25 protein-coding genes and 1 tRNA gene are annotated in these 21,567 nt (G+C 68.9%); 16 read left to right on the forward strand and 10 right to left on the reverse strand.

Features of this window, described 5'->3' with window-relative positions:
- Nucleotides 1–47: 47 nt before the first annotated feature.
- Nucleotides 48–848, reverse strand: coding sequence for an undecaprenyl-diphosphate phosphatase (locus tag H2037_RS11965; RefSeq protein WP_292122128.1), 801 nt, complete (start codon nucleotides 846–848; stop codon nucleotides 48–50).
- A 24-nt stretch (nucleotides 849–872) separates the two neighbouring features.
- Entirely contained in the window at nucleotides 873–2,048 is a 1,176-nt protein-coding gene (locus tag H2037_RS11970; RefSeq protein ID WP_292122130.1) for a citrate/2-methylcitrate synthase, read from the reverse strand.
- A gap of 155 nt (nucleotides 2,049–2,203) precedes the next feature.
- Here H2037_RS11970 and H2037_RS11975 point away from each other — a divergent pair, with 155 nt between their 5' ends.
- Nucleotides 2,204–3,247, forward strand: coding sequence for a cation diffusion facilitator family transporter (locus H2037_RS11975; protein ID WP_292122132.1), 1,044 nt, complete (start codon nucleotides 2,204–2,206; stop codon nucleotides 3,245–3,247).
- A gap of 43 nt (nucleotides 3,248–3,290) precedes the next feature.
- Nucleotides 3,291–3,977, forward strand: coding sequence for a glutathione S-transferase family protein (locus H2037_RS11980; protein ID WP_292122134.1), 687 nt, complete (start codon nucleotides 3,291–3,293; stop codon nucleotides 3,975–3,977).
- 7 nt (nucleotides 3,978–3,984) lie between these two features.
- On the opposite strand, the gene H2037_RS11985 is transcribed toward H2037_RS11980, so the two are convergent.
- From H2037_RS11985 to H2037_RS11995, 3 genes are all read right to left on the reverse strand, one after another.
- Nucleotides 3,985–5,037 (reverse strand): nitronate monooxygenase, encoded by a 1,053-nt coding sequence (locus tag H2037_RS11985; RefSeq protein ID WP_292122136.1) that lies wholly within the window; start codon nucleotides 5,035–5,037, stop codon nucleotides 3,985–3,987.
- Nucleotides 5,038–5,082: 45 nt separating this feature from the next.
- A complete protein-coding gene (rlmN, locus tag H2037_RS11990; protein WP_292122138.1) occupies nucleotides 5,083–6,240 on the reverse strand; it encodes a 23S rRNA (adenine(2503)-C(2))-methyltransferase RlmN in 1,158 nt (385 codons plus the stop codon).
- Nucleotides 6,241–6,320: 80 nt separating this feature from the next.
- On the reverse strand, nucleotides 6,321–6,620 hold the full coding sequence (locus tag H2037_RS11995; protein WP_292122140.1) for a DUF6356 family protein: 300 nt from the start codon (nucleotides 6,618–6,620) through the stop codon (nucleotides 6,321–6,323).
- A gap of 148 nt (nucleotides 6,621–6,768) precedes the next feature.
- Between H2037_RS11995 and H2037_RS12000 the strand changes: the two genes are divergently transcribed.
- Nucleotides 6,769–8,142, forward strand: coding sequence for a trypsin-like peptidase domain-containing protein (locus H2037_RS12000; protein WP_292122142.1), 1,374 nt, complete (start codon nucleotides 6,769–6,771; stop codon nucleotides 8,140–8,142).
- 384 nt (nucleotides 8,143–8,526) lie between these two features.
- Nucleotides 8,527–8,880: a DUF2794 domain-containing protein gene (locus tag H2037_RS12005; protein ID WP_292122145.1), complete on the forward strand. Its 354-nt coding sequence runs from the start codon at nucleotides 8,527–8,529 to the stop codon at nucleotides 8,878–8,880.
- Nucleotides 8,881–8,937: 57 nt separating this feature from the next.
- Here the strand turns inward: H2037_RS12005 and H2037_RS12010 are convergent, their stop codons facing one another.
- Nucleotides 8,938–9,687, reverse strand: a complete 750-nt coding sequence (locus H2037_RS12010; RefSeq protein WP_292122148.1) for a Bax inhibitor-1/YccA family protein — start codon at nucleotides 9,685–9,687, stop codon at nucleotides 8,938–8,940.
- A gap of 130 nt (nucleotides 9,688–9,817) precedes the next feature.
- Between H2037_RS12010 and thpR the strand changes: the two genes are divergently transcribed.
- The 5 genes from thpR to mmcB all read left to right on the forward strand — a co-directional run bounded on the left by thpR (nucleotide 9,818) and on the right by mmcB (nucleotide 12,719).
- Nucleotides 9,818–10,357: an RNA 2',3'-cyclic phosphodiesterase gene (gene thpR, locus H2037_RS12015; protein ID WP_292122400.1), complete on the forward strand. Its 540-nt coding sequence runs from the start codon at nucleotides 9,818–9,820 to the stop codon at nucleotides 10,355–10,357.
- The gene (locus H2037_RS12020) at nucleotides 10,354–10,902 is read left to right on the forward strand and encodes a GNAT family N-acetyltransferase (RefSeq protein WP_292122151.1); all 549 of its coding nucleotides are present in this window, start codon (nucleotides 10,354–10,356) and stop codon (nucleotides 10,900–10,902) included. Before thpR ends, H2037_RS12020 begins: the two co-directional genes overlap by 4 nt.
- A gap of 58 nt (nucleotides 10,903–10,960) precedes the next feature.
- Nucleotides 10,961–11,485: a lipocalin family protein gene (locus tag H2037_RS12025; RefSeq protein WP_292122154.1), complete on the forward strand. Its 525-nt coding sequence runs from the start codon at nucleotides 10,961–10,963 to the stop codon at nucleotides 11,483–11,485.
- A gap of 169 nt (nucleotides 11,486–11,654) precedes the next feature.
- On the forward strand, nucleotides 11,655–12,143 hold the full coding sequence (locus H2037_RS12030) for a carbonic anhydrase (RefSeq protein WP_292122156.1): 489 nt from the start codon (nucleotides 11,655–11,657) through the stop codon (nucleotides 12,141–12,143).
- 129 nt (nucleotides 12,144–12,272) lie between these two features.
- Nucleotides 12,273–12,719 (forward strand): DNA repair putative endonuclease MmcB, encoded by a 447-nt coding sequence (gene mmcB / locus H2037_RS12035; RefSeq protein WP_292122160.1) that lies wholly within the window; start codon nucleotides 12,273–12,275, stop codon nucleotides 12,717–12,719.
- Between the two features lie 282 nt (nucleotides 12,720–13,001).
- Here mmcB and H2037_RS12040 read toward each other — a convergent pair whose 3' ends face one another.
- Nucleotides 13,002–13,799 carry an NlpC/P60 family protein gene (locus tag H2037_RS12040; protein ID WP_292122163.1) on the reverse strand — a complete coding sequence of 266 codons (798 nt, stop codon included), beginning with the start codon at nucleotides 13,797–13,799 and terminating at the stop codon, nucleotides 13,002–13,004.
- Nucleotides 13,800–13,882: 83 nt separating this feature from the next.
- Complete coding sequence (locus H2037_RS12045; RefSeq protein WP_292122166.1) at nucleotides 13,883–15,274, reverse strand: leucyl aminopeptidase family protein; 1,392 nt, start codon at nucleotides 15,272–15,274, stop codon at nucleotides 13,883–13,885.
- A gap of 75 nt (nucleotides 15,275–15,349) precedes the next feature.
- Here H2037_RS12045 and H2037_RS12050 point away from each other — a divergent pair, with 75 nt between their 5' ends.
- Together H2037_RS12050 and H2037_RS12055 are read left to right on the forward strand one after the other, a co-directional pair.
- Entirely contained in the window at nucleotides 15,350–16,156 is an 807-nt protein-coding gene (locus H2037_RS12050) for a tetratricopeptide repeat protein (protein ID WP_292122169.1), read from the forward strand.
- 51 nt (nucleotides 16,157–16,207) lie between these two features.
- On the forward strand, nucleotides 16,208–16,873 hold the full coding sequence (locus tag H2037_RS12055) for an HAD-IA family hydrolase (RefSeq protein ID WP_292122171.1): 666 nt from the start codon (nucleotides 16,208–16,210) through the stop codon (nucleotides 16,871–16,873).
- Here the strand turns inward: H2037_RS12055 and H2037_RS12060 are convergent.
- Complete coding sequence (locus H2037_RS12060) at nucleotides 16,870–17,661, reverse strand: SDR family oxidoreductase (protein ID WP_292122175.1); 792 nt, start codon at nucleotides 17,659–17,661, stop codon at nucleotides 16,870–16,872. The genes H2037_RS12055 and H2037_RS12060 overlap by 4 nt on opposite strands.
- 144 nt (nucleotides 17,662–17,805) lie before the next feature.
- Here H2037_RS12060 and H2037_RS12065 point away from each other — a divergent pair, with 144 nt between their 5' ends.
- The gene (locus tag H2037_RS12065; RefSeq protein ID WP_292122178.1) at nucleotides 17,806–18,183 is read left to right on the forward strand and encodes a hypothetical protein; all 378 of its coding nucleotides are present in this window, start codon (nucleotides 17,806–17,808) and stop codon (nucleotides 18,181–18,183) included.
- 16 nt (nucleotides 18,184–18,199) lie between these two features.
- On the opposite strand, the gene H2037_RS12070 is transcribed toward H2037_RS12065, so the two are convergent.
- Nucleotides 18,200–18,275: transfer RNA gene (locus H2037_RS12070), tRNA-Ala, on the reverse strand.
- 167 nt (nucleotides 18,276–18,442) lie between these two features.
- On the opposite strand from H2037_RS12070, the gene H2037_RS12075 reads away from it, so the two are divergent.
- From H2037_RS12075 to H2037_RS12090, 4 genes are all read left to right on the forward strand, one after another.
- A complete protein-coding gene (locus H2037_RS12075) occupies nucleotides 18,443–18,748 on the forward strand; it encodes a YggT family protein (protein WP_292122180.1) in 306 nt (101 codons plus the stop codon).
- Nucleotides 18,749–18,853: 105 nt separating this feature from the next.
- The gene (locus H2037_RS12080) at nucleotides 18,854–19,735 is read left to right on the forward strand and encodes a 3-hydroxybutyryl-CoA dehydrogenase (protein WP_292122184.1); all 882 of its coding nucleotides are present in this window, start codon (nucleotides 18,854–18,856) and stop codon (nucleotides 19,733–19,735) included.
- Nucleotides 19,732–20,289: a phthalate transporter gene (locus H2037_RS12085; RefSeq protein ID WP_292122186.1), complete on the forward strand. Its 558-nt coding sequence runs from the start codon at nucleotides 19,732–19,734 to the stop codon at nucleotides 20,287–20,289. The genes H2037_RS12080 and H2037_RS12085 overlap by 4 nt, the downstream gene beginning before the upstream one ends.
- Nucleotides 20,290–20,323: 34 nt before the next feature.
- On the forward strand, nucleotides 20,324–21,562 hold the full coding sequence (locus H2037_RS12090) for a DUF418 domain-containing protein (protein WP_292122189.1): 1,239 nt from the start codon (nucleotides 20,324–20,326) through the stop codon (nucleotides 21,560–21,562).
- The last annotated feature ends 5 nt before the right edge of the window (nucleotides 21,563–21,567 follow it).

Genomic DNA, 21,567 nt, shown 5'->3' on the forward strand with positions numbered 1-21,567 from the left:
GGGATGACGGCGAGATATCGGCCGCGCCGCCTCAGAACAAACGAACCTCAGAACCCCGCCTGCAGCAGCGCCAACCCGACGACCCCGACCACGATCCGCCACCAGGCGAATGGGCCGAACCCGTGCTTGGACACGAAATCCAGCAGGAACCGCACCACCACCAGGGCCGTCAGGAAGGCCACGACGAAGCCGACGACGATCAGGCCGACATCGCTGAAATCCAGCGTCTTGTGGTTCTTCAGCAGGTCATAGGCGACCGCCGCCCCCATGGTGGGCAGGGCCAGGAAGAAGCTGAACTCGGCCGCCGACCGCTTGTCGGTCTTCAGCAGCAGGCCGCCGGCGATGGTCGCGCCGGACCGCGACACGCCGGGGATCATGGCCAGGCACTGGAACAGGCCGATCAGGAAATAGATCCGCATCGGATAGGCGTTGGCGTCCAGCCATTGCGGCCGCTTGTCCATCCGGTCCAGCGCCAGCAGAATGACCCCGCCGACGATCAGGGCGACGCACACCACCTGCGGCGTCTCGAACAGCACGTCCTTGATGAAGCCATAGGCCAGGAAGCCGATCACCACGGCCGGCGCAAACGCAACCAGCAGGCCGATCAGGAACCGCCGCGCCTCCGGATCGAAGGGCCAGCGCGTCGCCAGGGTCCACAGCCGCTTGAAATAGACGCTGACGATGGCCAGCAGAGCGCCCAGCTGGATGACGATCTCGAACGTCTTGCCCGAGCTCTGGAAGCCCATGAAATGCCCCAGCAGGAGCATATGCCCGGTGGAGGACACCGGAATGAACTCGGTCAGTCCTTCGACCAGACCAAGAATGATCGCCGCGAGCCAGTCAGACATGTGATCCCCGTGGAGCCGGTGGTGTCAGTGGGAGCCCGGCTCCGGACCCACATAGCGCAATCTGGCCCGGATAGGCGAGCCGTCCGTCGCCTGATCCACCGCATGGGCCAGAAGACCGACCAGGCGTCCCAGGATCAGCAGGTCCCCCGCGCCGGTCGGGCCCAGGTCCAGCCGCCGCGCCGTCAGGGCCAGGGCCAGGGCGAAGGCGGGGGGCTGGCCCCCGATCGTCTCGCCCTCGGTCCAGACCGATTTCAGATCGGCCGCCAGGTCCGCCGCCTCCAGCAGGGCCGGCGCCCGCGGATCGACCCGCCCGAACTCCGTATCGCCCGAAAAGCCGGGCGCGCAGCCCCTCAGCCCGATCCAGCGCCGCGCCGCGCCAGAGGGGTCGCGGCGCGCCTCGCCTACATAGGCGGCCGCCTCCTCCATCTCGGCCAGGGGCCGTCCCGTCAGGGTGGTCACGCCCGCCATCACGGCCCCGGCGAGGGGCGCCCCCCCGCAGGCCGCCGCCCGCGTCGCCAGCACCGCGTCGTCCAGCACCGCATCTGCGCCGAGCACCATGGCCCGGCGGATCAGATGGCTGTCGCGTTCGGCCGACTTGAACCCGCGCGCCAGCCTCTGGTGCAGATAGAGGCGCGGCCCTGGTCCCGAGACGCTGTCCACCACCTCGCTCAGCACCGAGGCGGCCTCGTGTTTCAGGCTGGCGGGATCATGCGCCCGCAGCGAACGATCCTCTATGGCGCGCCGCCCCAGCACGGCCAGGATCCGCCTCTGGGTCGATCCGCCCACGATAGGATCGATCCGGGGTTTCAGCCCCGCGAATGGATCGGCCTCACGCGCGTCCCACAGGGTGCGGGCCGTCGCCTCGACCGTGGCGGCTTCGGCCAACTGCACGGCGTCCAGACCGCGATAGAACAACCGTCCGTCGGCGATCAGCGCCACCGAGGACTGGATATCGGCCTCTCCCCGTGCGGCCGCCCCGACGATGGGCGCGCGCACCTCGGCGCCCTCGGCGGCGGCCGGGTCCACGTCGCCGCACAGTCGGGCCACGTCGGACACGGCGTAGAGACTGCGTCGCGGGTCGGTCGGATCGGGCCTCGCCGCGATCCGACCTCGGCTGACATAGGCGTACAAGGTCTGGGCCTTGACCCCCAGCCGGGTCAGGGCCTCGCTTCTCGCGATCCACCGTTCGTCAGCGCTCATGTCGTCCCCACGACCGATGCCCATCATAATGAACCCCAACAGACATAGCGCTGCTTTGTGTCCTTAACCCTAACGTTCCCACCAATCTATTCGGGGCGGTCGAATTAGGGAGACGCGGTTGGAATTCCTCCCCGATTGCGCGACAAGGGGCCTGAATGACGCCGTCGCCCGCACCCACGCCGCCCGCACCGCCGCCGATCGAGGACGCCAACCTCGCCACCCGGCGGATCACCCGCCTGTCGGTCGGGGTGGCCCTGGTGCTGATCACGTTGAAGGCCTTCGCCCTGGGCGCGTCCGGCTCGGTCTCGATCCTGGCCACCCTGACGGATTCTGTGCTGGATCTGGTCGCCTCGCTGGCGACCTTCTACGCCGTGCGCTGGGCCGCCGCGCCGCCGGACGAGGATCATCGCTACGGCCACGGCAAGGGCGAGGCCTTGGCCGCCCTGGTCCAGGCCGGTCTGGTCTTCGCCTCCGCCGTCTTCATCGGCTGGGAGGGCGTCCAGCGCATCTTCGACCCCCGCCCCGTCACCGCCGGCGCCTGGGCCGTGGGGGTGGTGATCGCCTCCATCGCCATCACCGCCTGGCTGGTATGGATGCAGACCCGCGCCCTGAAGAAGACCGGCTCCCTCGCCGTCGCCGGCGACCGCGCCCACTACGCCGCCGATTTGGCCGCCAATCTGGTGGTGTTGATCGGGGTCGTCTCGGGGGCCTTCCTCGGCGCGCCGGGCCTGGACGCCGCCGCCGGACTGGTGGTCGCCGTCTGGCTGTTCTGGGGCGCGATCGGCATGCTGAAGGCCGCCGCCGATCATCTGCTGGACCAGGCGGCGCCCGAGGCGGACCGCGCCGCCATCGCCCAGGCCGTCCTGTCCGACCCCCGCGTCTCGGGCGTCCACCAGCTTCGCACCCGCATGGCGGGCCCGAGCATGATGGTCCAGATGCACATCGACCTGGACCCCGACCTGACCCTGGACGCCGCCCACGCCATCGTCGTCGAGGCCGAAAACCGGATCCTCAGCCATTATCCGACCGCCGACATCCTGATCCACGCCGACCCGCGCGGTCGCGCCCCCCGCGTCTCGCCGCCCGCCGACACGCCGACGCCGGACGCGCCCTCTCCGCCCTCGACTCCGTCCGAGATCGACGCGACGCCGCGTCCGGCTTCCGGCTCCGCGACCCCGCGCAAAGGCCCCTGGTCCTGATCCGGTAAATGGACATTAACGGGTGCCCGCGCATTAAGCGGTGATGTCCGGTTCCTGCGTCCTGTTCCACTTCCCCTTCCAGCCGGCTTCGCGCGCGGCCCGTCTGGGGCTGGGCGAGGCGCGGATCGAATGGACCGATACGCCGGTTCGTCCGTGGGAGGACGACTGCCCCGTCAACGCCCTCAATCCCTCGGGCCTGCCGCCGGTGATCCAGACCACGGACCGGGGCCGACCCCTGACCCTGTGCGAACTGCCCGCCGTCCTGGGCTGGATCGAGGATCAGCAGAAAGCGCCCCTGCTGTTGCCCGCCGACCCGGCCGAACGGGCCGAGGCGCGCCGCCTGACCGGCTGGTTCGAACGCCGCTTCACCGACGAGGTCGACGCCGTCCTGCTGCACGAGCGGATGGAGAAACCCCTGCTCAAGCTGGGCCCGCCCGAGGCCCGCGCCCTGCGCCACGGCCGCGACGCTCTGAAATCCCACCTCGCCATGCTCGAGGATCTGGTCGTCGCCCGCGACTGGCTGGCCGGCCGCCGTCTCAGCCAGGCCGACCTGATCGCCGCCGCCCACCTGTCGGTCCTCGACTATTTCGGCGAAATCCAGTGGGCCAACTGGCCGGCGCTGAAGACCTGGTACTCCAAGCTCAAGTCCCGCCCCTGCTTCCGCCCCCTGCTTGCCGACCGCTTCGTCGGCGTGCCGCCGTCGGCCTGGTACGCGGATCTGGATTTCTAGCGGCCGCTCAAGCCCCCGCCGCCAGCTCCGCCATCAGCGCCGCGACCAGTTCCCCCGCCGGAAGCGCCCGCGCGAGCGGCGCGCCCTGGCCTGCCCACTGGGCGCCGTAGCCGGTTTCCCCGGTCGTCTTCGCCGCCGCGTTCAGCGCCTTTCCGGCGTCATAGGCGATCGGATAGGCGGGCGCGGCGGCCTCGCGCCCCCTCCCCCATTCGGTGAACCGATTACGCAGGCCCCGCGCCGGTCGGCCCGAGATCGCCCGCGTCATCGTCGTGTAATTCGCCGCCTCGCTCATCAGGGCTGCGCGATAGGCGGCGTCTGCAATACTCTCGGGACAGGCGATGAAGGCTGTGCCCAGCTGGGCGGCGACGGCGCCCAGGTCCAGGGCGGCCCGCACGCCCGCACCGTCCATGATCCCGCCCGCCGCGATGATCGGAAGGCCGGCCTCGCGCACCAGCAGTCGCGTCAGGGCGAAGGTTCCCAGCCGGCTGTCGTCCCCGTCGGGATCGAAGATCCCGCGATGGCCGCCCGCCTCCCAGCCCTGGGCCACGACCGCATCCATGCCCACGTCCCGGCAGGCCAGGGCCTCGTCCAGACTGGTCGCGGTCGCGATCAGAACGCAGCCGGCCTGTTTCAGCGCCCGCACCTTGGCCGCGTCGGGAAGGCCGAAATGGAAACTGACCACCGATGGCGCATCCGAGATCAGGGTGGCCAGCATGGCGTCATCGTCGGCGAAGCTCTGGTAGATGGTCCGCAGGGTTTCCGGCGGCCGGGCGCCGAACGCCTCGAACCTCGGCGCCAGCGCGGCGAGCCAGGCCGCCTCGACCGCCGCGTCGGGACGCGGCGCGGCATGGACGAACAGATTGACGTTGAAGGCCCGGCCCGTCAGCGCCCGCGTCTCGGCGATCATCCGGGCCGCGCCAGCCGCATCCGTCGCGCCCACCGCGATCGACCCCAGCGCTCCGGCGTTGGAAACCTCGGCCGCCATCAGGGGTGTCGACACCCCCGCCATCGGCGCCTGGATGATGGGCTTATCGACGCCGAGCCGTTCGAGGAAGGTCATCCGTGTGAGTTAGGGTCGACGGTCGAAGGCGGCAACCGCCCGCGGTCAGGCCGCGGCCTGCTCCGCCTTCCTCACGGCGCTCGCCCGCACCTTTTCGCTTTCGGACTTCAGCTGGCCGCAAGCGGCCAGGATGTCGCGGCCGCGGGGGGTGCGGATGGGCGAGGCGTAGCCGGCCTTGTTCAGAATGGCGGCGAACCGCTCGATGGTCTTCCAGTCCGAGCATTCGTATTCGACGCCCGGCCAGGGGTTGAACGGGATCAGGTTGATCTTGGCCGGAATGCCCTCGATCAGCTTCAGCAGGGCCCGCGCCTCTTCGGGGCTGTCGTTGACGCCCTTCAGCATGACGTATTCGAATGTCACCCGGCGCGCGTTGGACAGGCCCGGATAGGCGCGGATGCCCGCCATCAGCTGGTCCAGCGGATATTTCTTGTTCAGCGGCACCAGGACGTCGCGCAGGGCGTCGTTGGTGGCGTGCAGGCTGATGGCCAGCATGGCCGCCGTGCGTGTGCCCAGGGCGTCCAGCTGCGGCACGACGCCCGAGGTCGAGACAGTAATCCGGCGCCGCGAAAGGGCGATGCCCTCATTGTCCGAGATGATGTCGATCGCGTCGGCGACGTGGTCCAGATTATAGAGCGGCTCGCCCATGCCCATGAAGACGATGTTGGACAGGCGGCGATCTTCCTTCGGCGACGGCCATTCCTCCAGGTCGTCGCGGGCAACCTGGACCTGGGCCACGATCTCGGCGGCGGTCAGGTTCCTGACCAGCTTCTGGGTGCCGGTGTGGCAGAAGGTGCAGTTCAGGGTGCAGCCGACCTGGCTGGACACGCAAAGCGCCCCGGCCCGGCCCACGTCGGGGATGTAGACGGTCTCGATCTCGATGCCCGGCGCCGTGCGGATCAGCCATTTGCGCGTGCCGTCCTTCGACACCTGACGTTCGACGATCTCGGGCCGGGCCAGGGTGAAATGCTCGGCCAGCTTGACCTGCATGTCCTTGGCCACATTGCTCATGGCCGAAAACTCGGTGACGCCGTAGTGGTGGATCCAGCCCCACACTTGGCTGGCGCGCATCTTGGCCTTTTCGGGCGGGCAGACGTCGGCGTCGATCAGGGCCTGGCGCAGGCCCGCGCGCGTCAGACCGGACAGGTTGACGGGAGCCTTGGCGGCGGTGCTGGAGACACGAGAAAGGTCGAGCGTGATGCTCAAGGCGGCGATCCTGCTTGGGGTTTAGCCGGCCTATATAGCACGAACCCCGGCAATTGCATGACCGGGTGGGTCCGGAACGATCAGAGACCCACGTCCCAGACGCCCGCGTCGCGCATCCGGCTCAGTTTCGCCTCCTCGGCCCGACCGCCCATGTCATGCGCCATGGCGCGGACGGCGGTGGAGACGGTGGTCTTGTGCAGGCCCGGAACCAGAGCGTGGATGAAAGCCGCGCCGGCCAGTCTCAGCAGGCTGAAACCAAAGGCGGCCGATGCGGCCATGTGCTGGAGATAGGTCTCCTCGACATCGCGCGGATGGTCGAGGAACAGGCGATCGAAAGCCGTCGAGTTGCGGCGCGCGCGGTCGATCGTCGTCTGGCTCATACGGGGTCCCCAAAACCGTCAAGGCTGCGATGGTCACGCGGGAGCCGCCGGGACGCAAGCCCTCTTTCACGTCGCCGCCCATATCGCGGCCCCATCGTCACGCGCCCCAACTCGGGCTAGGGTCGCGATCTGATCAAGGAAATACCCGATGCCGCTCCGCTCACAGGCCGTCTCCTCTGCGGCCGTCGCCCTGGCCCTGCTGGTCTGTTCCGGCCCGGCCCTGGCCCAGCCGGCCCTGCTGCAGCCGGCCCTGATGCAGGTCGGCCCGAGCGCCCTGCCCTATGACGCCCGGCGCGGCGTCTTCACCTTCGCGCCTGGGCTCGAGGCCTCCCTGCCCGCCGTGGTCCAGGTCACGACCCTGGGCCAGTCGAGCGGGCCCAGTTCCGACGCCGACGATCCCAAACCCTATGCCTCGGGCTCCGGCGTCATCGTCGACGCGGCCCAGGGCATTCTCATCACCAACAACCACGTGGTCGAGAACGGACGGAAATTCACCGTCGACCTGACCGACGGCCGCCTGTTCGACGCGGTCCTGGTCGGGGCGGACAAGGCCACCGACATCGCCGTGCTGCGGATCGTGCCCGACGGCCGGCCGCTGAACCTGAAACAGGTCCAGACGGTCGATTCCGACACCCTGCGCACCGGCGACCTGGCTTTCGCGGTGGGATACCCGCTGGGCCTGGACCAGACCCTGACCATGGGCGTCGTCTCGGGCCTGAACCGCTCGGGCCTGGGCGATGCGGTCGAGGACTATATCCAGACCGACGCGGCGGTGAACTCGGGCAACTCCGGCGGGCCGCTGCTGGACAGCCGCGGTCGGCTGATCGGCATCAACACCTCAATCCTGTCGGGCGGGATGGGCGGCGGCAACGACGGCATCGCCTTCGCCGTGCCGACGCGGATCATGCTGTATGTCGCCGACCAGCTGCGGACTCACGGCGAGGTCAAGCGCGGCGAGACCGGCGCCATCTTCGCCTCGCTGACCGCCGAGCGCGCCCGCCAGATGCGGCTGGGCATCGTGCGCGGCGCCATCGTCGCCGACGTGGCCCCCGGATCGCCGGCCGAACGGGCCGGCCTGCGAGACGAGGACGTCGTCACCCGGATCCAGGGCCGGCCGGTGGTCAACGCCGGCTCGGTCAACGCCACGGTGGGGATCGCCGCGCCGGGCTCGACCTTGAGCGTCGTCTATCTGCGCGGCGGACACGAGGCGACCGCCGCCCTGTCGGTCGAGACCCCGGTCGACAGCCCGATTCACATCGGCGTGGATCGGGTCCTGGCCTATGGGGCGACCCTGCGCGATCTGGACGGCGAGGTTCAGGTCGCCGCGGTCGAGGGCGGGACGCCGGCGGCCCAGGGCGAACTGGTCGCCGGGGATCTCATCACGGCGGTGGACGGCCTGCCGGTCGCCGACGCCCGCGCGGCGGCGGAGGCCCTGCGTGGCGCGACGGGCGCGGTCGCGATCGAGGCGACCCGGAATGGAGAGACGGTGACGATGAGCCTGGATATTCCGCCGACGGCCTGAAACCTGCCTGAGGCTGAAAGGCCTCGGGTCGGGCGTCGACCGTGACGCATCCGACCCGAGCCAGGCTCCAGACAGCGAAACACCCGCCTTGCCTGGGAGGGGGAGGGGATCGGCAAGGCGGGCGCTCGCTTGGAGGAAGCATCGGCCGCCGGAGCCCTTTGTGGAAACATCCAGGGGGGCTGGGGGGCTGTTCAGGATCCGGACGCTTCCGAACTCCGACGAGCCGATGATCGATATTTCGCCGTCCAAACAGGCGGGCGAAGGACCGAAACGAGGCCATTTGGTGTCGCATGAATTTTCTTTGGCCGCCCCGTGCCGCAGGGCGTCGACGTCGCCTCGGCGCCCCCTCTGGCGTCTCGCGCGCGGACGACTAAGTTCAAAGCCATGAGCACGACCCCGCACGAGGCCCAGCCCCAGCCCCAACCCCTGCCCCTGGTCGGCCCGGTCTTCTTCGACCGGCGCGAACTGGACCTGATTCTGCGGGTCTACGGCCGCATGGTCGCCCAGGGGGAATGGCGCGACTACGCCGTGGTCGGCCACAAGGACTTCGCCGAGTTCGCCGTCTTCCGCCGCTCCGGCGACGCCCCCGCCTACCGGATCGAAAAACGCCCCGCCCTCCAGGCCCGACAGGGCCAGTGGGCCGTCATCGGCGAAGGCGGCCAGATCCTGAAGCGCGGCCGCGATCTGGTCGCCGCTCTGCGGGTGTTCGACTCCCGGAAATTTCAGGTGATCGACTGACCTCAAAAAGAAAGGGCCCCGCCAGGGGCCCTTTCCAGATCCGTCTTTTGACCGACCTCAGTTCCGGTTGCCGCCCATGAAGGCGAGCAGGAATTGGAACAGGTTCACGAAGTTGATGAACAGGCTCAGGGCGCCGAAGCCGGTGGCCACGCCCATCGCGTTCTGGTCGCCGCCCAGGGCGTAGTAGGTCATCTTCAGGCGCTGGGTGTCATAGGCGATCAGGCCCGCGAAGATCAGCACGCCCAGACCCGAGATGATCAGATAGAAGGTCCCGGATTGCATGAACATGTTGACGATCGAGGCGATGATCAGGCCGATCACGCCGAAGATCAGGAAGGTGCCCATGCCGCTCAGGTCCTTCTTGGTGGTGTAACCCACCAGGCTCAGACCGCCGAAGGCCGCCGCCGTGACCAGGAAGGTCGAGGCCAGCGAGGCGCCGGTGTAGCGCAGGAACAGGATGCCCAGGCCGGCGCCGATCGAGGCGACCACCGCCCAGTACAGCAGGTTCACGCCCTTGGCCGTCGGGTTCTTCATGAAGAACATCGAGCCGAACAGCAGCACCAGCGGCGAGAACTGGACGATCATGCCCAGCATGGTCAGGCCGACGCGGCCCTCGGCCGTGACGCCGAACAGCAGTTGCTGAACCGCCGGCACATTGCCGGTCACATAGGCCAGGGCGGCGGCGACCACGAGACCCAGGGCCAGCTTGTTATAGACGCCCAGCATGAAGCCGCGCAGGCCGGCGTCGACCGACATGTCGGCGGTCTGGGGCAGCGGACGGGCGTAGCCGTTGTTGAAATCGCTCATGGCGACGAACTTTCTCCGATTGGCCGAAGAGACTTCTCCGGTCACAGGCTCTGAATATCGGGAGCCTTGGCCCCCACTGCAAGGAAAACCGGACTTGGACGGGCCTGTTCCGGCCGCTACCTTCGGTCGCATGTTGCGCCTGTTCACCGCCCTGACCCTGCCGCCGGATGTCGGCGAGACACTGAAACGGCGCCAGTCGGGCCTGCCCGGGGCGCGCTGGCGGCCGCTGGACGCCCTGCATGTCACCCTGGCCTTCTACGGCGAGACTGACGAACGCCGTGCCGACGACCTGGCGTCCGAACTGGCCCGCGTCGCCGGCGGCCCGTTCAAGATCGTGCTGAAAGGCGTCGGGGCCTTCGGCGACGACCACCGCAGCCACACCCTCTGGGCCGGGGTGGAGACGCCGAACGAACGGCTGTCGGTTCTGGCCGGGCGGTGCCGCAAGGCGGGCGAGCGCGCGGGGATCGCGATGGAGGCGCGCGACTATCGCCCCCATGCGACCCTGGCCTATCTGAAGCCACAGACCAATCCCGACCGGATCGGCGCCTGGATGGCGGGTCACAATCTGCTGCATTCGCCGCCGATCCGCATCGACCGGTTCGGTCTCTATTCCAGCGTCCTGACGGGCGACGGCAGCCAATATGCGCTGGAGCGGGAGTATCTGCTGTGACCGAGATCCGCATCGAGACCGCACGACTGATCCTGCGCCCGCCCACGCTGGAGGACTTCCCGCGCTGGTCCGAGTTCCAGGCCGACGTCGAGACGACCCGCTTCATCGGCGGAGCCAAGACCCCGGCCGAGAGCTGGCGCATCCTGGCGACCGTCGTCGGCGCCTGGACCCTGACGGGCGAGAGCTTCTTCTCGGTGCTGGAGAAGACGACCGGGCGCTGGGTCGGGCGGATCGGCCCCTGGCGGCCGCACGGCTGGCCCGGCCCTGAGGTCGGCTGGTCGCTCCATCCCGACGCCACGGGCCAGGGCTATGCGCTGGAGGCCGCCGTCGCCAGTCTGGATTACGCCTTCGACGTCCTGGGCTGGGACGAAGTGATCCACACCATAGAACCCGAGAACACCGCCTCGATCCGTCTGGCCGAACGGCTGGGATCGCGGCATCGCGGACCGGGCCAACTGCCCCCGCCCTTCGCCCAGATGCCCGTGCATCTATGGGGCCAGACGCGGGCGGACTGGGCCGCCAATCGCCGGGCCCTGGCCGGCTGAAGGCAACCGAACCCCGGCTTGCGTCGTATCCTCTTCAAAGACAGAGAGGAAACGCCCGATGATCCGCGCCGCCCTGATCGCCGCCGCCGTATTGTCCCTGCCCCTGGCGCCCGCCGCCGCCGCCCAGTCGCGGTCGGTCGATCTGGACCGGTTCGACGGCCGCTGGTTCGAGATCGAGCGCAGCCATAACGACGTGCAGAAGGACTGCAGCCGGGCCCAGATCGACTTCACCCCCCAGGACCGGGCCGACCGCTACCGCCTGACCGTCACCTGCACCCGCCGCGCCGACGGCCGCAACGAAGTGCTGCGCGCCAACGCCCGCATCGCCGACACCGCGACCAACGCCAAATTCCGCTTCACCCTGCCGGGCCTGCTCAGCTTCGGGGGCCTGGCGGGTCAGAACTATTGGGTCTGGGACCATGATCCCGCCTACGAATGGGCGATCCTGGCCCTGCCGAACAAGTCCGACTGGTGGATCTGGCATCGCGACCAGACCCCTTCGCCGGCCGAGCGCACGCGCCTTCTGGCCCGCGCCCGCGCCCTTGGTCTGGATATGAGCCGGGTCGTCAGCACCGGACAATAGACCGCGCGGGCGCGTTGAATCGCGCGCAGCCAGGCCGTGCAAAGCCGCTTGGCAAAATAAACGAACACCGGTAGCTCAAGAGTCACTTCAACGCGGAGCGATCATCGTGACCGACTGCTGTGCTCAAAACGCCCTTTCCCCAAATCCCCCCTCGTTGTCGCGCCGGGGGGTGTTCGGCCTGATCGCCCTGGGCGGGGGCGTCAGCCTCCTGTCCACCCTGGCGCCCGGCATAGCCAGGGCGCGCGGCCATACCGACATCCTGCTGCTGACCTGCATGGACTATCGTCTGACCGACGACACCATCTCCTACATGGAGGGACGAGGCTTGCACGACAAATATGATCACGTCGTTCTGGCCGGCGCTTCCCTGGGCGCCCTGACCGACCAATTCCCCAGCTGGGGCGAGACCTTCTGGAGCCATCTGGACGTCGCCATCAACCTCCACTCCATTCACAAGGTCATGGTGATCGATCACCGCGACTGCGGCGCCTACAAGGTCATTCTGGGCGCGGACGCCGTCGATACGCCCGAGAAGGAACTGGCGATCCACACCCAGGAGCTTCACGCCCTGCGCGACGCGATCAAACGGCGTCACGATCATCTCGAGGTCGAACTGGCCCTGATGGCTCTGGACGGCAAGGTCGAGGACATCGCCTGAGACGACGCGCGTCCTTGCCCACGATCCGTCCAATTCACCGAGTCCTTTCCAGGCGTGCTGAAACCCACGCCTGGGAATGATGGACGACAGGCGCTTGCAGCCGGAACGTAGGCGGAACATAAAGACGGCATGGCCGCCGCCGCCCTCCATCTCGAACTCGTCTTCAGCCGGCCGGAGACCACCCTCTCCGTCACGCGCGGGGCGGCGCGGCTGATGCTGGACATGGGCTATGCGCCGCTGCTGGAGGTCTGCCTGCCCAATGGGCGGCGCGCCGACGTCATGGCCCTGGGCCCAAAGGGCGATATCATCATCTGCGAGGTCAAGTCGGGGATCGATGACTATCGCGTCGACCGCAAATGGGGGGAATACGGCCCCTATTGCGACGCCTTCTATTTCGCCGTGGCGCCGGAGTTTCCTCAGGACATCCTGCCGGACGAGCCGGGTCTGATCGTCGCCGACGGGTTCGGCGGGGCGGTGGTGCGCGAGGCGACGACCACGCCCTTGGCGCCCGCCCGGCGAAAAGCCCTGACCTTGGCCTTCGCCCGGCTGGGGGCGATGCGGACCATGCGGGACTGACGGGGCGAACCCTCCTAATTCTGAAGACAAATGTCTGTCAATTCAGCAGCTTGAATTTTATCAGGCCCGTCGAACCCCCGTTCTCTTGGGCGCCCTTATAATGCCGGCTCGGTCTTTGACATCGCCAGCCACAAGGGACGCCAGGACGCCTCATCCAATTGCACTCTATTGGACAGTGCAAGTTGAGATGGAAATTTTCTTCAGCAAAAACAATAACTGATTGCCGAAATTAGACTCAATTAGACTGTTTTTCGAGAGTCCAATTTCGTCGGCCGTCCAAGCTCAGAGACGGCGGAAGACGGCGGTGGCGAAGCCTTCGGCGACGCAGCGGACCTCGACCTCGACCAGGGTCTCGATGACCACGCCCCTGGATCCGGTCGAATGGATGATCCGCCCGGCGTCGATCATCAGGGCCGAATGGCCGGTCCAGTCGCGATCGCCGCCCGAGGCCAGCCAGACGACGATGTCGCCCCGCTTCAGCCCATCCGCCGAAACCGCGCGGCCCAGTTCGGCCTGGGCGTCCGAACGCCGGGGACCGGGCAGACCGCAGGCCAGCAGGGCCTGCTGCACCAGACCCGAACAGTCGGTCGAGATCGACGACCGGGCGCCCGGTTCATGCGGCCGACCCAGCAGGCGCTCGGCCACGGCGACCGGATCGCGCTCGAAATCCCCGACCGGCTGCAGATCGGCTTCACCAAGCTCCCCGGCCAGGCCTTCGGCCGTATCCACGACCAGGGCGTTCAAAGGCAGGACGGCGTCGACGGCGGCCACGCGCCGCGTGGCCAGGGGCGCCCCGGCCGACAGGCTGTCCAGCACCACCCAGCCGACCACCCCGTCGCGACGCGCCCGGCCCCATACCCGGCCGTTCGCCCGGTCCAGGACATCGAAGGCCTCGCCGTGCAGCAGTTGGTCGATCCGCGCGTCGCCGTCCGAGACGATGTCGGCGACGGCCACGCGGCAATGCATGGGCTCGGTCTTCCGATAGGCCGAGGCATGCACCAGCCCTTCCAGCGCCTGTTCGGCGAGGTCGGGTCGGGCGAGGCGGTCGCCGGGCGGAAGAAGATCGAGGACGTCGGACAAACGTGGGCTCGCGTTATTGAGCCGCCAGTCTTATCCCCCGAAGCCGAATCGGCCGTTAATAGGCGTCGTTTTTGTGAATAATTTCAGAGATAGCGGGTCTTTAGGCATTGGAAACAAGCCCTTAGCGCCTGCGCCTCGCCGCCTTCGGGGAAGCCTGGCCGGGCGCGAGGGTTCCAGGCGAAGATGTCCATATGGGCCCAAGCGCCGGTCGTGGGGGCGAACTTCTGAAGGAACAGGGCGGCGGTGACGGACCCCGCCTGGGCCCAGGCCGAAGAGTCGTTCTTCATGTCGGCGATCTCGGTGTCCAGCGCCGACCGATAGCCTGCCCACAGCGGCATCCGCCACAGGGGATCGCCCACCGCCGCCGAGGCCGCCAGCAACTGGGCCGCCAGCATCTCGTCGTCGGTATAGAGGGGCGGCAGGTCCGGTCCCAGGGCGACACGGGCCGCGCCGGTCAGGGTGGCGAAGTCCAGCGTCAGATCCGGTTCGTGCTCGCCGGCCCGCGTCAGGGCGTCGGCCAGGATCAGCCGGCCCTCCGCGTCGGTGTTGCCGATCTCTATGGTCAGGCCCTTGCGGCTGTTCAGGACGTCGCCGGGGCGGAAGGCGTCGGCCGAGACCGCATTCTCCACCGCCGCCACGATCACCACCAGCCGCACCGGCAGGTCGGCCTGCATGACCAGCCGTCCCAGAGCCAGGGCGTGGGCCGATCCGCCCATGTCCTTCTTCATGTTGCGCATGCCGGCGGCGGGCTTCAGGTCCAGGCCGCCGGTGTCGAACACCACCCCCTTGCCGACCAGGGCCACCAGCGGCAGGTCAGTCCGGTCCAGCTTCCAGCCGATCTCGATCAGGCGCGGCGCCCGGTGCGGGGCGGCGGCGCGGCCGACGGCGTGGACGGCCGGATAGTTTTCTTCCAGCAGGGCGTCGCCCTCGATCACGGTGATCGCGGCGCCGGCGCTCTGGGCGATCTCGCGGGCGATGGTCTCGATCTGCAGCGGCCCCATGTCGGCGGCGGGGGTGTCGACCATCTCGCGCGCCAGGGCGCAGGCGGCGACGATGCGCGAGGTCTCCTCCAGATCCAGCCCCTCGGGCGCGACCAGCCTGACCGGCGTCCGGTCCGGCCGGGCCTTGTAGCGGTCGAAGACATAGGCCCCCAGCAGGAAGGCCAGGGCCGCCGTATGGGCCGCGGTCCTCGCCGCTTCGGGCTCGGCCTCCAGCCGATACAGACCGCCGGGCAGGCGGGCCGACAGGCCCCGCGCCGACATCGGATCGAACACGGGGCCTGTCCCGACGACGACTTGGCCGATCCCGTCGTCCTGCGGCGCGATCAGCAGCTGACCGGGCTTGGCCTCGAAGCCGTGGATCGCGGCCCAGCGGCGCGCGGCCCCGTCCAGCCCGTCCAGCGTCCCCGCAAACCGGATCGGCACGGCGCCCGCCCCTTCTTCGGCGGCGACCAGCAGGGGATGGATTGCGGACATGACGAGCCTTCTTAACCAACAGTTGACGCGAACCGGCCAGTCTGGGGGCGACCGAGGACCGTCAGGACCCCACCCATGTCGCCCATGCCCGCCCTTCTCGCAACCGCCGCCCTGCTGGGCCTGTCGGCCGCCCCGGCGCTCGCGGCCGATCCGGCGCCCACCCGCGCCGCCCAAGTCCGGGCGCCGGCCCCGGCCGAAACCCGCGCCGCCTATGAGCGGATGGACGCCCTGTCGCGCTCGGTCTTCTGGGCTTCGGAACAGGAGGTCAATCCCGCCGATCCCGTCGCCGGGGTCAAGCTGGCCCAGGCCCTGCGCGAACTGGGTCGCTACGACCAGGCGGCCGAGGCGGTCCAGGCGACCCTCACCGTCCAGCCCGACAATCTCGACGCCCTGCTGGAGCTGGGCCGCGCCCATATCGCGCGCGGCCAGGCCTTCTATGGCGTCGCCCCGCTGGAGAAGGCGCGCGATCAGGCGCCGCGCGACTGGCGGGCTTATTCGCTGCTGGGCGTGGCCTACGAGCAGGTCCGCCGCTTCGACGACGCCCGCGCCGCCTGGAACCAGGCCCTGGTCCTGTCGCCCGACAATCCCGACGTCCTGACCAATGCGGCCATGGCCGCCATGACCCAGGGCGACGCCCCGGCCGCCGAGACCCTGTTGCGCCGCGCCGCCGCCCAGCCCGCCGCCTCGGGCAAGGTGCGCCAGAACCTGGCCATGGTGCTGGGGCTGCAGGGCAAGATGGGCGAGGCCGAACAGATCCTGCGCCGCGAACTGCCGCCGGAGCTGGCCGAACGGAACCTGCGCTGGCTTCAGGCCCGCAACGCCGCCGGCGCGTCGGCTTCGACCGACACCGCCCGCACCTGGAGTTCGCTACAGGGCGGATGATGAAGACGGCGAAGGCTTTGCGTCGCGGCCGCCCGCGTGCTGGATAGGGCCATGACCGCCTCCCCCCGCGCGCCCTCCAAGACCTATCAGGCCTTCCTGTTCGACATGGACGGGACCCTGATCACATCCACCGCCGCCGCCGAGCGCGTCTGGACCCGCTGGGCCCAGCGTCACGGCCTGGACGTCGCGACCTTCGTCCCCACCGTCCACGGCGTCCGCGCCGCCGACACCATCCGTCGCCAGAACCTGTCAGGGATCGATCTGGCGGCCGAGGTGGCCTGGGTCGAGCGCGGCGAGATCGAGGATGTGGACGGGGTCGTCCCCATCGCCGGCGCCATCGACTTCGTCCGCCGCCTGCCGCCCGATCGCTGGGCCGTCGTCACCTCGGCCACCGTCCCCCTGGCCCGCGCCCGTCTCGCCGCCGCCGGCGTGACCCCGCCCACCGTCATGATCACCGCCGAACAGGTCGAAAAGGGCAAGCCCGATCCGGCCGGCTACCTGCTGGCGGCCCAAACCCTGGGCTTCGCCGCCGCCGACTGTCTGGTGTTCGAGGACGCCGAGGCCGGGATCAAGGCCGGAGAGGCGGCCGGCGCCGACGTCGTGGTGATCACCGCCGCCCAGACCCACCGTCTGGACACGCCCCACCCGGAACTGACCGACTATGCCGACGCCCGGCTGGAGGTGACGGCGGACGGACAGCTGGTCTTCGCCGTCTAGATCGCCTTGATCGCCCCGCCGTCCAGCCGGATCAGCGAGCCGGTGACATAGGCCGCCAGCGGACTGGCCAGGAAGGCGGCGACTGCGCCGAATTCCTCGGGCGCGCCGAGCCGGCCCACGGGGATGGATTTGACGGACTCGGCCCGCGCCGCCTCGGGCGTCACGCCGGTCCGTTCGGCCGTGGCCCGGTCCAGCCGTTCGATGCGCGGCGTGTCGATCCGGCCCGGCAACAGGGTGTTGACCGTCACACCGTCCGGCCCGACCTCGTTGGCCAGGGTCTTGGCCCAGGCCGCGATCGAGGCCCGCAAGGTGTTGGAGACTCCCAGGGCCGCCGACGGTTCGACCACCGTCATCGAGGCGACGTTCAGTATCCGCCCCCAACCCGCCTCCCGCATGGCCGGCAGCACCCGGTCGGTCAGGCGAAACACCGACAGGACCATGGACTCGAAATGATCGCGCCAGATCGCGGGGTCCAGACCGGACACGCCCGACGGCGGCGGCCCGCCGGTGTTGTTCAGCAATATCTCTATCGAACCGCCCAACAGGGTCTCGGCCCGATCGACGGCCTCCAGCAGGGCCGCGTGATCCGCCAGGTCCGCCGCCGCCACGACGGCCCGTCCCGGCCCCGCGGCGTTCAGCGCGTCAGCCGCGGCCTGGAGCCTGGCCGCGTCCCGAGACAGCAGGGCCACATGGGCGCCCTCGGCCACCAGCGCCGCCGCCACGGCGCGGCCCAGGCCGGACGAACCGCCGCAGACCAGGGCGCGTCGGCCTTCGAGTTTCAAGTCCATAGGGGGCTCCGTGCGTCAGATGGGACGATGAAGCCGATATCGGGCGTCGGCCGCGCCGGCGCAACGCGGCGTTAACTCCGTTCCTCTAATCTTGACGTCAGGTGGCCTTCCACCGACGTCCGGAAAGGCCATGGAGGTTCGGCCATGTCGACCAAAATGACCTCGAGCGTGCGTCGCCATAGCGACCATTTCGAGCCTCAGGACACCGATCCGCACGAGCAGCGGCGCCTGCGCGGCCAGCTGGAACAGATCGACTACGCCGCCTATGTCGCCAACAAGGAGGTGATCGGCCACACCCTGACGGGGCTGGACGCCGCTTCCCTGCAGAAACTGGCGGTCCTGACCGCCGGCGCCCGCGCCAAATGGGGCGCCGAGGCCCTGCGCCTAGCCCACTCCGGCTCGCCCGTCACCGCCGACCAGGTCGCCCGCCTGACCGCCGCCCGCGCCGCCTTCGACGAACTCGCCGAAGTCTACGAAGCCCTGCGCCGCATGGTCGAGCGCGGCTATGTGATGTTGAAATAGGATTTCGAGAGCCGCCTGGTGGAGCCGAGGGGAGTCGAACCCCTGACCTCGTCATTGCGAACGACGCGCTCTACCAACTGAGCTACGGCCCCGTTTCCAATGCTGGATCGGGCCTCCAGGCGAGCGCGGGACATAGAAGGCGGGCGGGCTTGGTGTCAACGGGCTTGTGCGCGCAATCGAAGCAGGGGCGCGGAGATCATTGTGAGATGGTCGCGTCGCAGCTAGAAGCCGAAGTTCGCGACTTCGAGGAGAGTAATATATGGGCACCGCCCTGGTCTGGCTTGTGAACGCCGTCATCGGCCTGATGGTCTGGTTCATCATCATCCAGGCGATCCTGAGCTGGCTGTTCGCCTTCGACGTCATCAACCACCGCAACCGCTTCGTCAGCCAGATCGCCGACTTCCTGGACCGGATCACCGCGCCGATCCTCGAGCCGTTCCGTCGCATCATTCCCCCGCTGGGCGGCATCGACATCTCGCCGATCATCGTGCTGCTGCTGCTGCAGTTCGTCCGCATCCTGTTCAACGCCTCGGCCGCCCCGGTCCTGGTCGGCATGCTGGGCTGATGTGACACGGCGGTCAGGATTCTGACATCAAGGGGCGATTCCGCCCTTGCGCCGATCCGCTGTGTTCCTAAAGGTGCCGGCCCCGACCATTTTCGACCACGGTTCATGAGCACGATCACCACAGTCGCCGTCCTGGGCGCCGGACAGATGGGCGCAGGCATCGCCCATGCGGTGGCCCTGGGCGGCTATTCGGTCCGGCTGTATGACGTCACCGTCGGCCGCCTGCCGCTGGCCCAGGGCGAAATCGCCGCCAGCCTGTCGCGTCAGGCCGGGCGCGGACTGGTGGATCAGGCCGACGCCGACGCGGCCCTGGCCCGGATCACCACCACCGACCAGATCGCCGAGGCCGTAACCGGCGCCGATCTGGTTATCGAGGCCGCGCTGGAGGACGAGGCGGTCAAGAAGGCCGTCTACGCCCAGGTCGCCCCCTATCTGGGGCCGCGGACCCTGCTGGCCTCCAACACCTCCTCCATTTCGATCACCCGCCTGGCCTCGGCCTCGGACCGGCCGGACCGGTTCATCGGCCTGCATTTCATGAAGCCGGCCCCGGTGATGAAACTGGTCGAGATCGTGCGCGGCATCGCCACCTCGGCCGAGACCCATTCGGCGGCGGTCGTCTTCGCCGAAAGCCTGGGCAAGACCACCACCGACGCCGAGGACTTCCCCGCCTTCATCGTCAACCGGATCCTGGTGCCGATGATGAACGAGGCGATCTTCGCCCTGTACGAGGGGGTCGGAAACGTCGCCTCGATCGACAAGGCGCTGCGTCTGGGCGCCAATCATCCGATGGGGCCGCTGGAGCTGGCGGACTTCATGGGGCTGGACGTGGTCCTGGCCATCATGAACGTGCTGTACGACGGCCTGGCCGACAGCAAATACCGCCCCTGCCCCCTGCTGGTGAAATATGTCGAGGCCGGGTGGCTGGGCCGCAAGAGCGGGCGCGGCTTCTACGACTATTCCGGCGACGTTCCGGCGCCGACGCGATGAACCGGTTCGAAACCTATGCCGACCTGCCCGGTCAGGCGACCATCCATTCGAGGCCCGCGCCCCTGTATCCGATCCTGGCCACGTTGGCCGGGGCGGCCTGGCCGCCGCTGCTGCTGACCCTGCCGCTGTGGCCGCCCAATCCGATCGGGCCGGGGCGGGAGACGGACTGGCGGCTGATGGTGCTGCTGATCGGCCTGGTCGTCGTGCCACTGGCCCTGTGGCGGGTCATCGAGGAGCGTCGCCGCAGCGGACGGCCGGGATCGCGCCTGGGCGTGGTGTGGCGGTTCATGCTGTTCGGCGGTCTGGCCGCGGCGGCCGTGCAGGTCGTCAGGGTCCTGGCGATGGCGATCTTCGGCTGGTTCGAGGCGGGCGACGTCATGCAGGCCCTGGGCGCGACCGAGACCACCCTTCTGATCTTCGGCGTCGGCGGCCTGCCCATCGCCATGATCGTCGGCGTCAGCTACGCCCTGTGGGCCGGCCTATGCGCGGCCTTCATCGCCTTCGAGGCCAAGCCCGCGGTCAAGGATCGCCTGGGACTGATGCCGAAACCCTGATCCTGGGCCGGAACTTCGAGCCGGGGAGAGCCGGATGTCGATCGAGGATACGCGCACGACGAACCGCCTGGCGCCGATCGAGGCGGGGGCCCGCATTCCGACGCTGGACGTCATGCGGGGCCTGGCCGTGCTGGGGATATTGGCGGTCAATGTCGTCTCTTTCGGCCTGCCCTTCATCGTCTATGGCGACGCGGACCTGAGCCCGTTTCCCGTGACCGGCGCCAACGCCGTGGCCCGCTGGACGGTGGACGTCTTCTTCCACCAGAAGTTCATCACCCTGTTCTCGATGCTGTTCGGCGCCTCGATCTTCCTGGTCGGGGGCGAGCGCGAGGATGAGGCGCGAGGGCGGCTGTTGCGCCGGCGCCTTTTCTGGCTGGCGGTCATCGCCCTGATCCACGGTCTGGGCTTCTGGTACGGCGACGTCCTGCTGCTCTACGCCTGGTCCGGCCTGTTCGTGATGCTGATGCGGTCGATGCCGGCCGGCGCCCTGATCGGGATCGGCCTGGGAGTCACGCTGCTGTTGGGGGCGATGCAGGCCGGGACGGCCTGGCTGATGGTCGCCGGTCCGCCGGAGGTGGTGGAGGCGATGAACGAGGGCCAGCCCCAGCATACGATGGAGGCGGTCAAGGCCGCCATCGCCGCCTATCGCAGCGGCTGGGCCGGCGCCATGGGCCAGAACCTGACGTCCTGGGCCTTCCTGCAGGGCGCCAGCCTGAGCATGTTCGTCTTCTCGACCGTCGCCCTGATGATGACCGGGATGGGGCTGTTCAAGTCGGGCTTCCTCAGCGGACGGGCGCCGACCTGGGTCTATCTGGTCCTGATCGGCCTGGGCGGGACCGTGCTGGCCCTGTTGGGCGTTCTGGAATGGTCCGAAGCGACGGCGGCGCGCGGCGCCCATCCCACGCGGGGCCTGGCGGAGGCGGTCGCCTCCTTCCCGATCCTCGTCACCCTGGCCTATGTCAGCCTGATCGTTCTGGTCGTGAGCCGAGGCCCGGCCTGGCTGGTCTCGCCCCTGCGTCCGGTGGGCCAGATGGCCTTCACCAACTATCTGACCCAGACCCTGATCATGACCACCGTCTTCTACATGCCTTGGGGACCGCGCCTGTTCGGACAGGTCGATTATGTCGGCATGTGGGGCCTGGTCTTGGGCGTCTGGGCTTTGCAGCTGATCTGGTCGCCGCTGTGGCTGTCGCGGTTCAGCATGGGGCCGCTGGAGTGGGTCTGGCGCTGTCTGAGCTACGGCCGATGGGTGCCGATCAGAAAAGCCGCGTAAAGGCC

It is taken from the genome of Brevundimonas sp., assembly GCF_013912065.1.
GTDB lineage: Bacteria > Pseudomonadota > Alphaproteobacteria > Caulobacterales > Caulobacteraceae > Brevundimonas.

What these genes read in the sequence shown, in the direction of transcription:
- H2037_RS11985 (WP_292122136.1), bottom strand. Translation starts at nt 5,037, where the DNA reads ATGACCTTCCTCGAACGGCTCGGCGTCGATAAGCCCATCATCCAGGCG.
- H2037_RS11965 (WP_292122128.1), bottom strand. Translation starts at nt 848, where the DNA reads ATGTCTGACTGGCTCGCGGCGATCATTCTTGGTCTGGTCGAAGGACTG.
- H2037_RS12025 (WP_292122154.1), top strand. Translation starts at nt 10,961, where the DNA reads ATGATCCGCGCCGCCCTGATCGCCGCCGCCGTATTGTCCCTGCCCCTG.
- H2037_RS11975 (WP_292122132.1), top strand. Translation starts at nt 2,204, where the DNA reads ATGACGCCGTCGCCCGCACCCACGCCGCCCGCACCGCCGCCGATCGAG.
- H2037_RS12065 (WP_292122178.1), top strand. Translation starts at nt 17,806, where the DNA reads ATGTCGACCAAAATGACCTCGAGCGTGCGTCGCCATAGCGACCATTTC.
- H2037_RS12090 (WP_292122189.1), top strand. Translation starts at nt 20,324, where the DNA reads ATGTCGATCGAGGATACGCGCACGACGAACCGCCTGGCGCCGATCGAG.
- H2037_RS12080 (WP_292122184.1), top strand. Translation starts at nt 18,854, where the DNA reads ATGAGCACGATCACCACAGTCGCCGTCCTGGGCGCCGGACAGATGGGC.
- H2037_RS12010 (WP_292122148.1), bottom strand. Translation starts at nt 9,687, where the DNA reads ATGAGCGATTTCAACAACGGCTACGCCCGTCCGCTGCCCCAGACCGCC.
- H2037_RS12050 (WP_292122169.1), top strand. Translation starts at nt 15,350, where the DNA reads ATGTCGCCCATGCCCGCCCTTCTCGCAACCGCCGCCCTGCTGGGCCTG.
- H2037_RS11995 (WP_292122140.1), bottom strand. Translation starts at nt 6,620, where the DNA reads ATGAGCCAGACGACGATCGACCGCGCGCGCCGCAACTCGACGGCTTTC.
- H2037_RS12085 (WP_292122186.1), top strand. Translation starts at nt 19,732, where the DNA reads ATGAACCGGTTCGAAACCTATGCCGACCTGCCCGGTCAGGCGACCATC.
- H2037_RS12060 (WP_292122175.1), bottom strand. Translation starts at nt 17,661, where the DNA reads ATGGACTTGAAACTCGAAGGCCGACGCGCCCTGGTCTGCGGCGGTTCG.
- H2037_RS12005 (WP_292122145.1), top strand. Translation starts at nt 8,527, where the DNA reads ATGAGCACGACCCCGCACGAGGCCCAGCCCCAGCCCCAACCCCTGCCC.
- H2037_RS12045 (WP_292122166.1), bottom strand. Translation starts at nt 15,274, where the DNA reads ATGTCCGCAATCCATCCCCTGCTGGTCGCCGCCGAAGAAGGGGCGGGC.
- thpR (WP_292122400.1), top strand. Translation starts at nt 9,818, where the DNA reads ATGTTGCGCCTGTTCACCGCCCTGACCCTGCCGCCGGATGTCGGCGAG.
- H2037_RS11980 (WP_292122134.1), top strand. Translation starts at nt 3,291, where the DNA reads ATGTCCGGTTCCTGCGTCCTGTTCCACTTCCCCTTCCAGCCGGCTTCG.
- H2037_RS12000 (WP_292122142.1), top strand. Translation starts at nt 6,769, where the DNA reads ATGCCGCTCCGCTCACAGGCCGTCTCCTCTGCGGCCGTCGCCCTGGCC.
- mmcB (WP_292122160.1), top strand. Translation starts at nt 12,273, where the DNA reads ATGGCCGCCGCCGCCCTCCATCTCGAACTCGTCTTCAGCCGGCCGGAG.
- H2037_RS12075 (WP_292122180.1), top strand. Translation starts at nt 18,443, where the DNA reads ATGGGCACCGCCCTGGTCTGGCTTGTGAACGCCGTCATCGGCCTGATG.
- H2037_RS12055 (WP_292122171.1), top strand. Translation starts at nt 16,208, where the DNA reads ATGACCGCCTCCCCCCGCGCGCCCTCCAAGACCTATCAGGCCTTCCTG.
- H2037_RS11970 (WP_292122130.1), bottom strand. Translation starts at nt 2,048, where the DNA reads ATGAGCGCTGACGAACGGTGGATCGCGAGAAGCGAGGCCCTGACCCGG.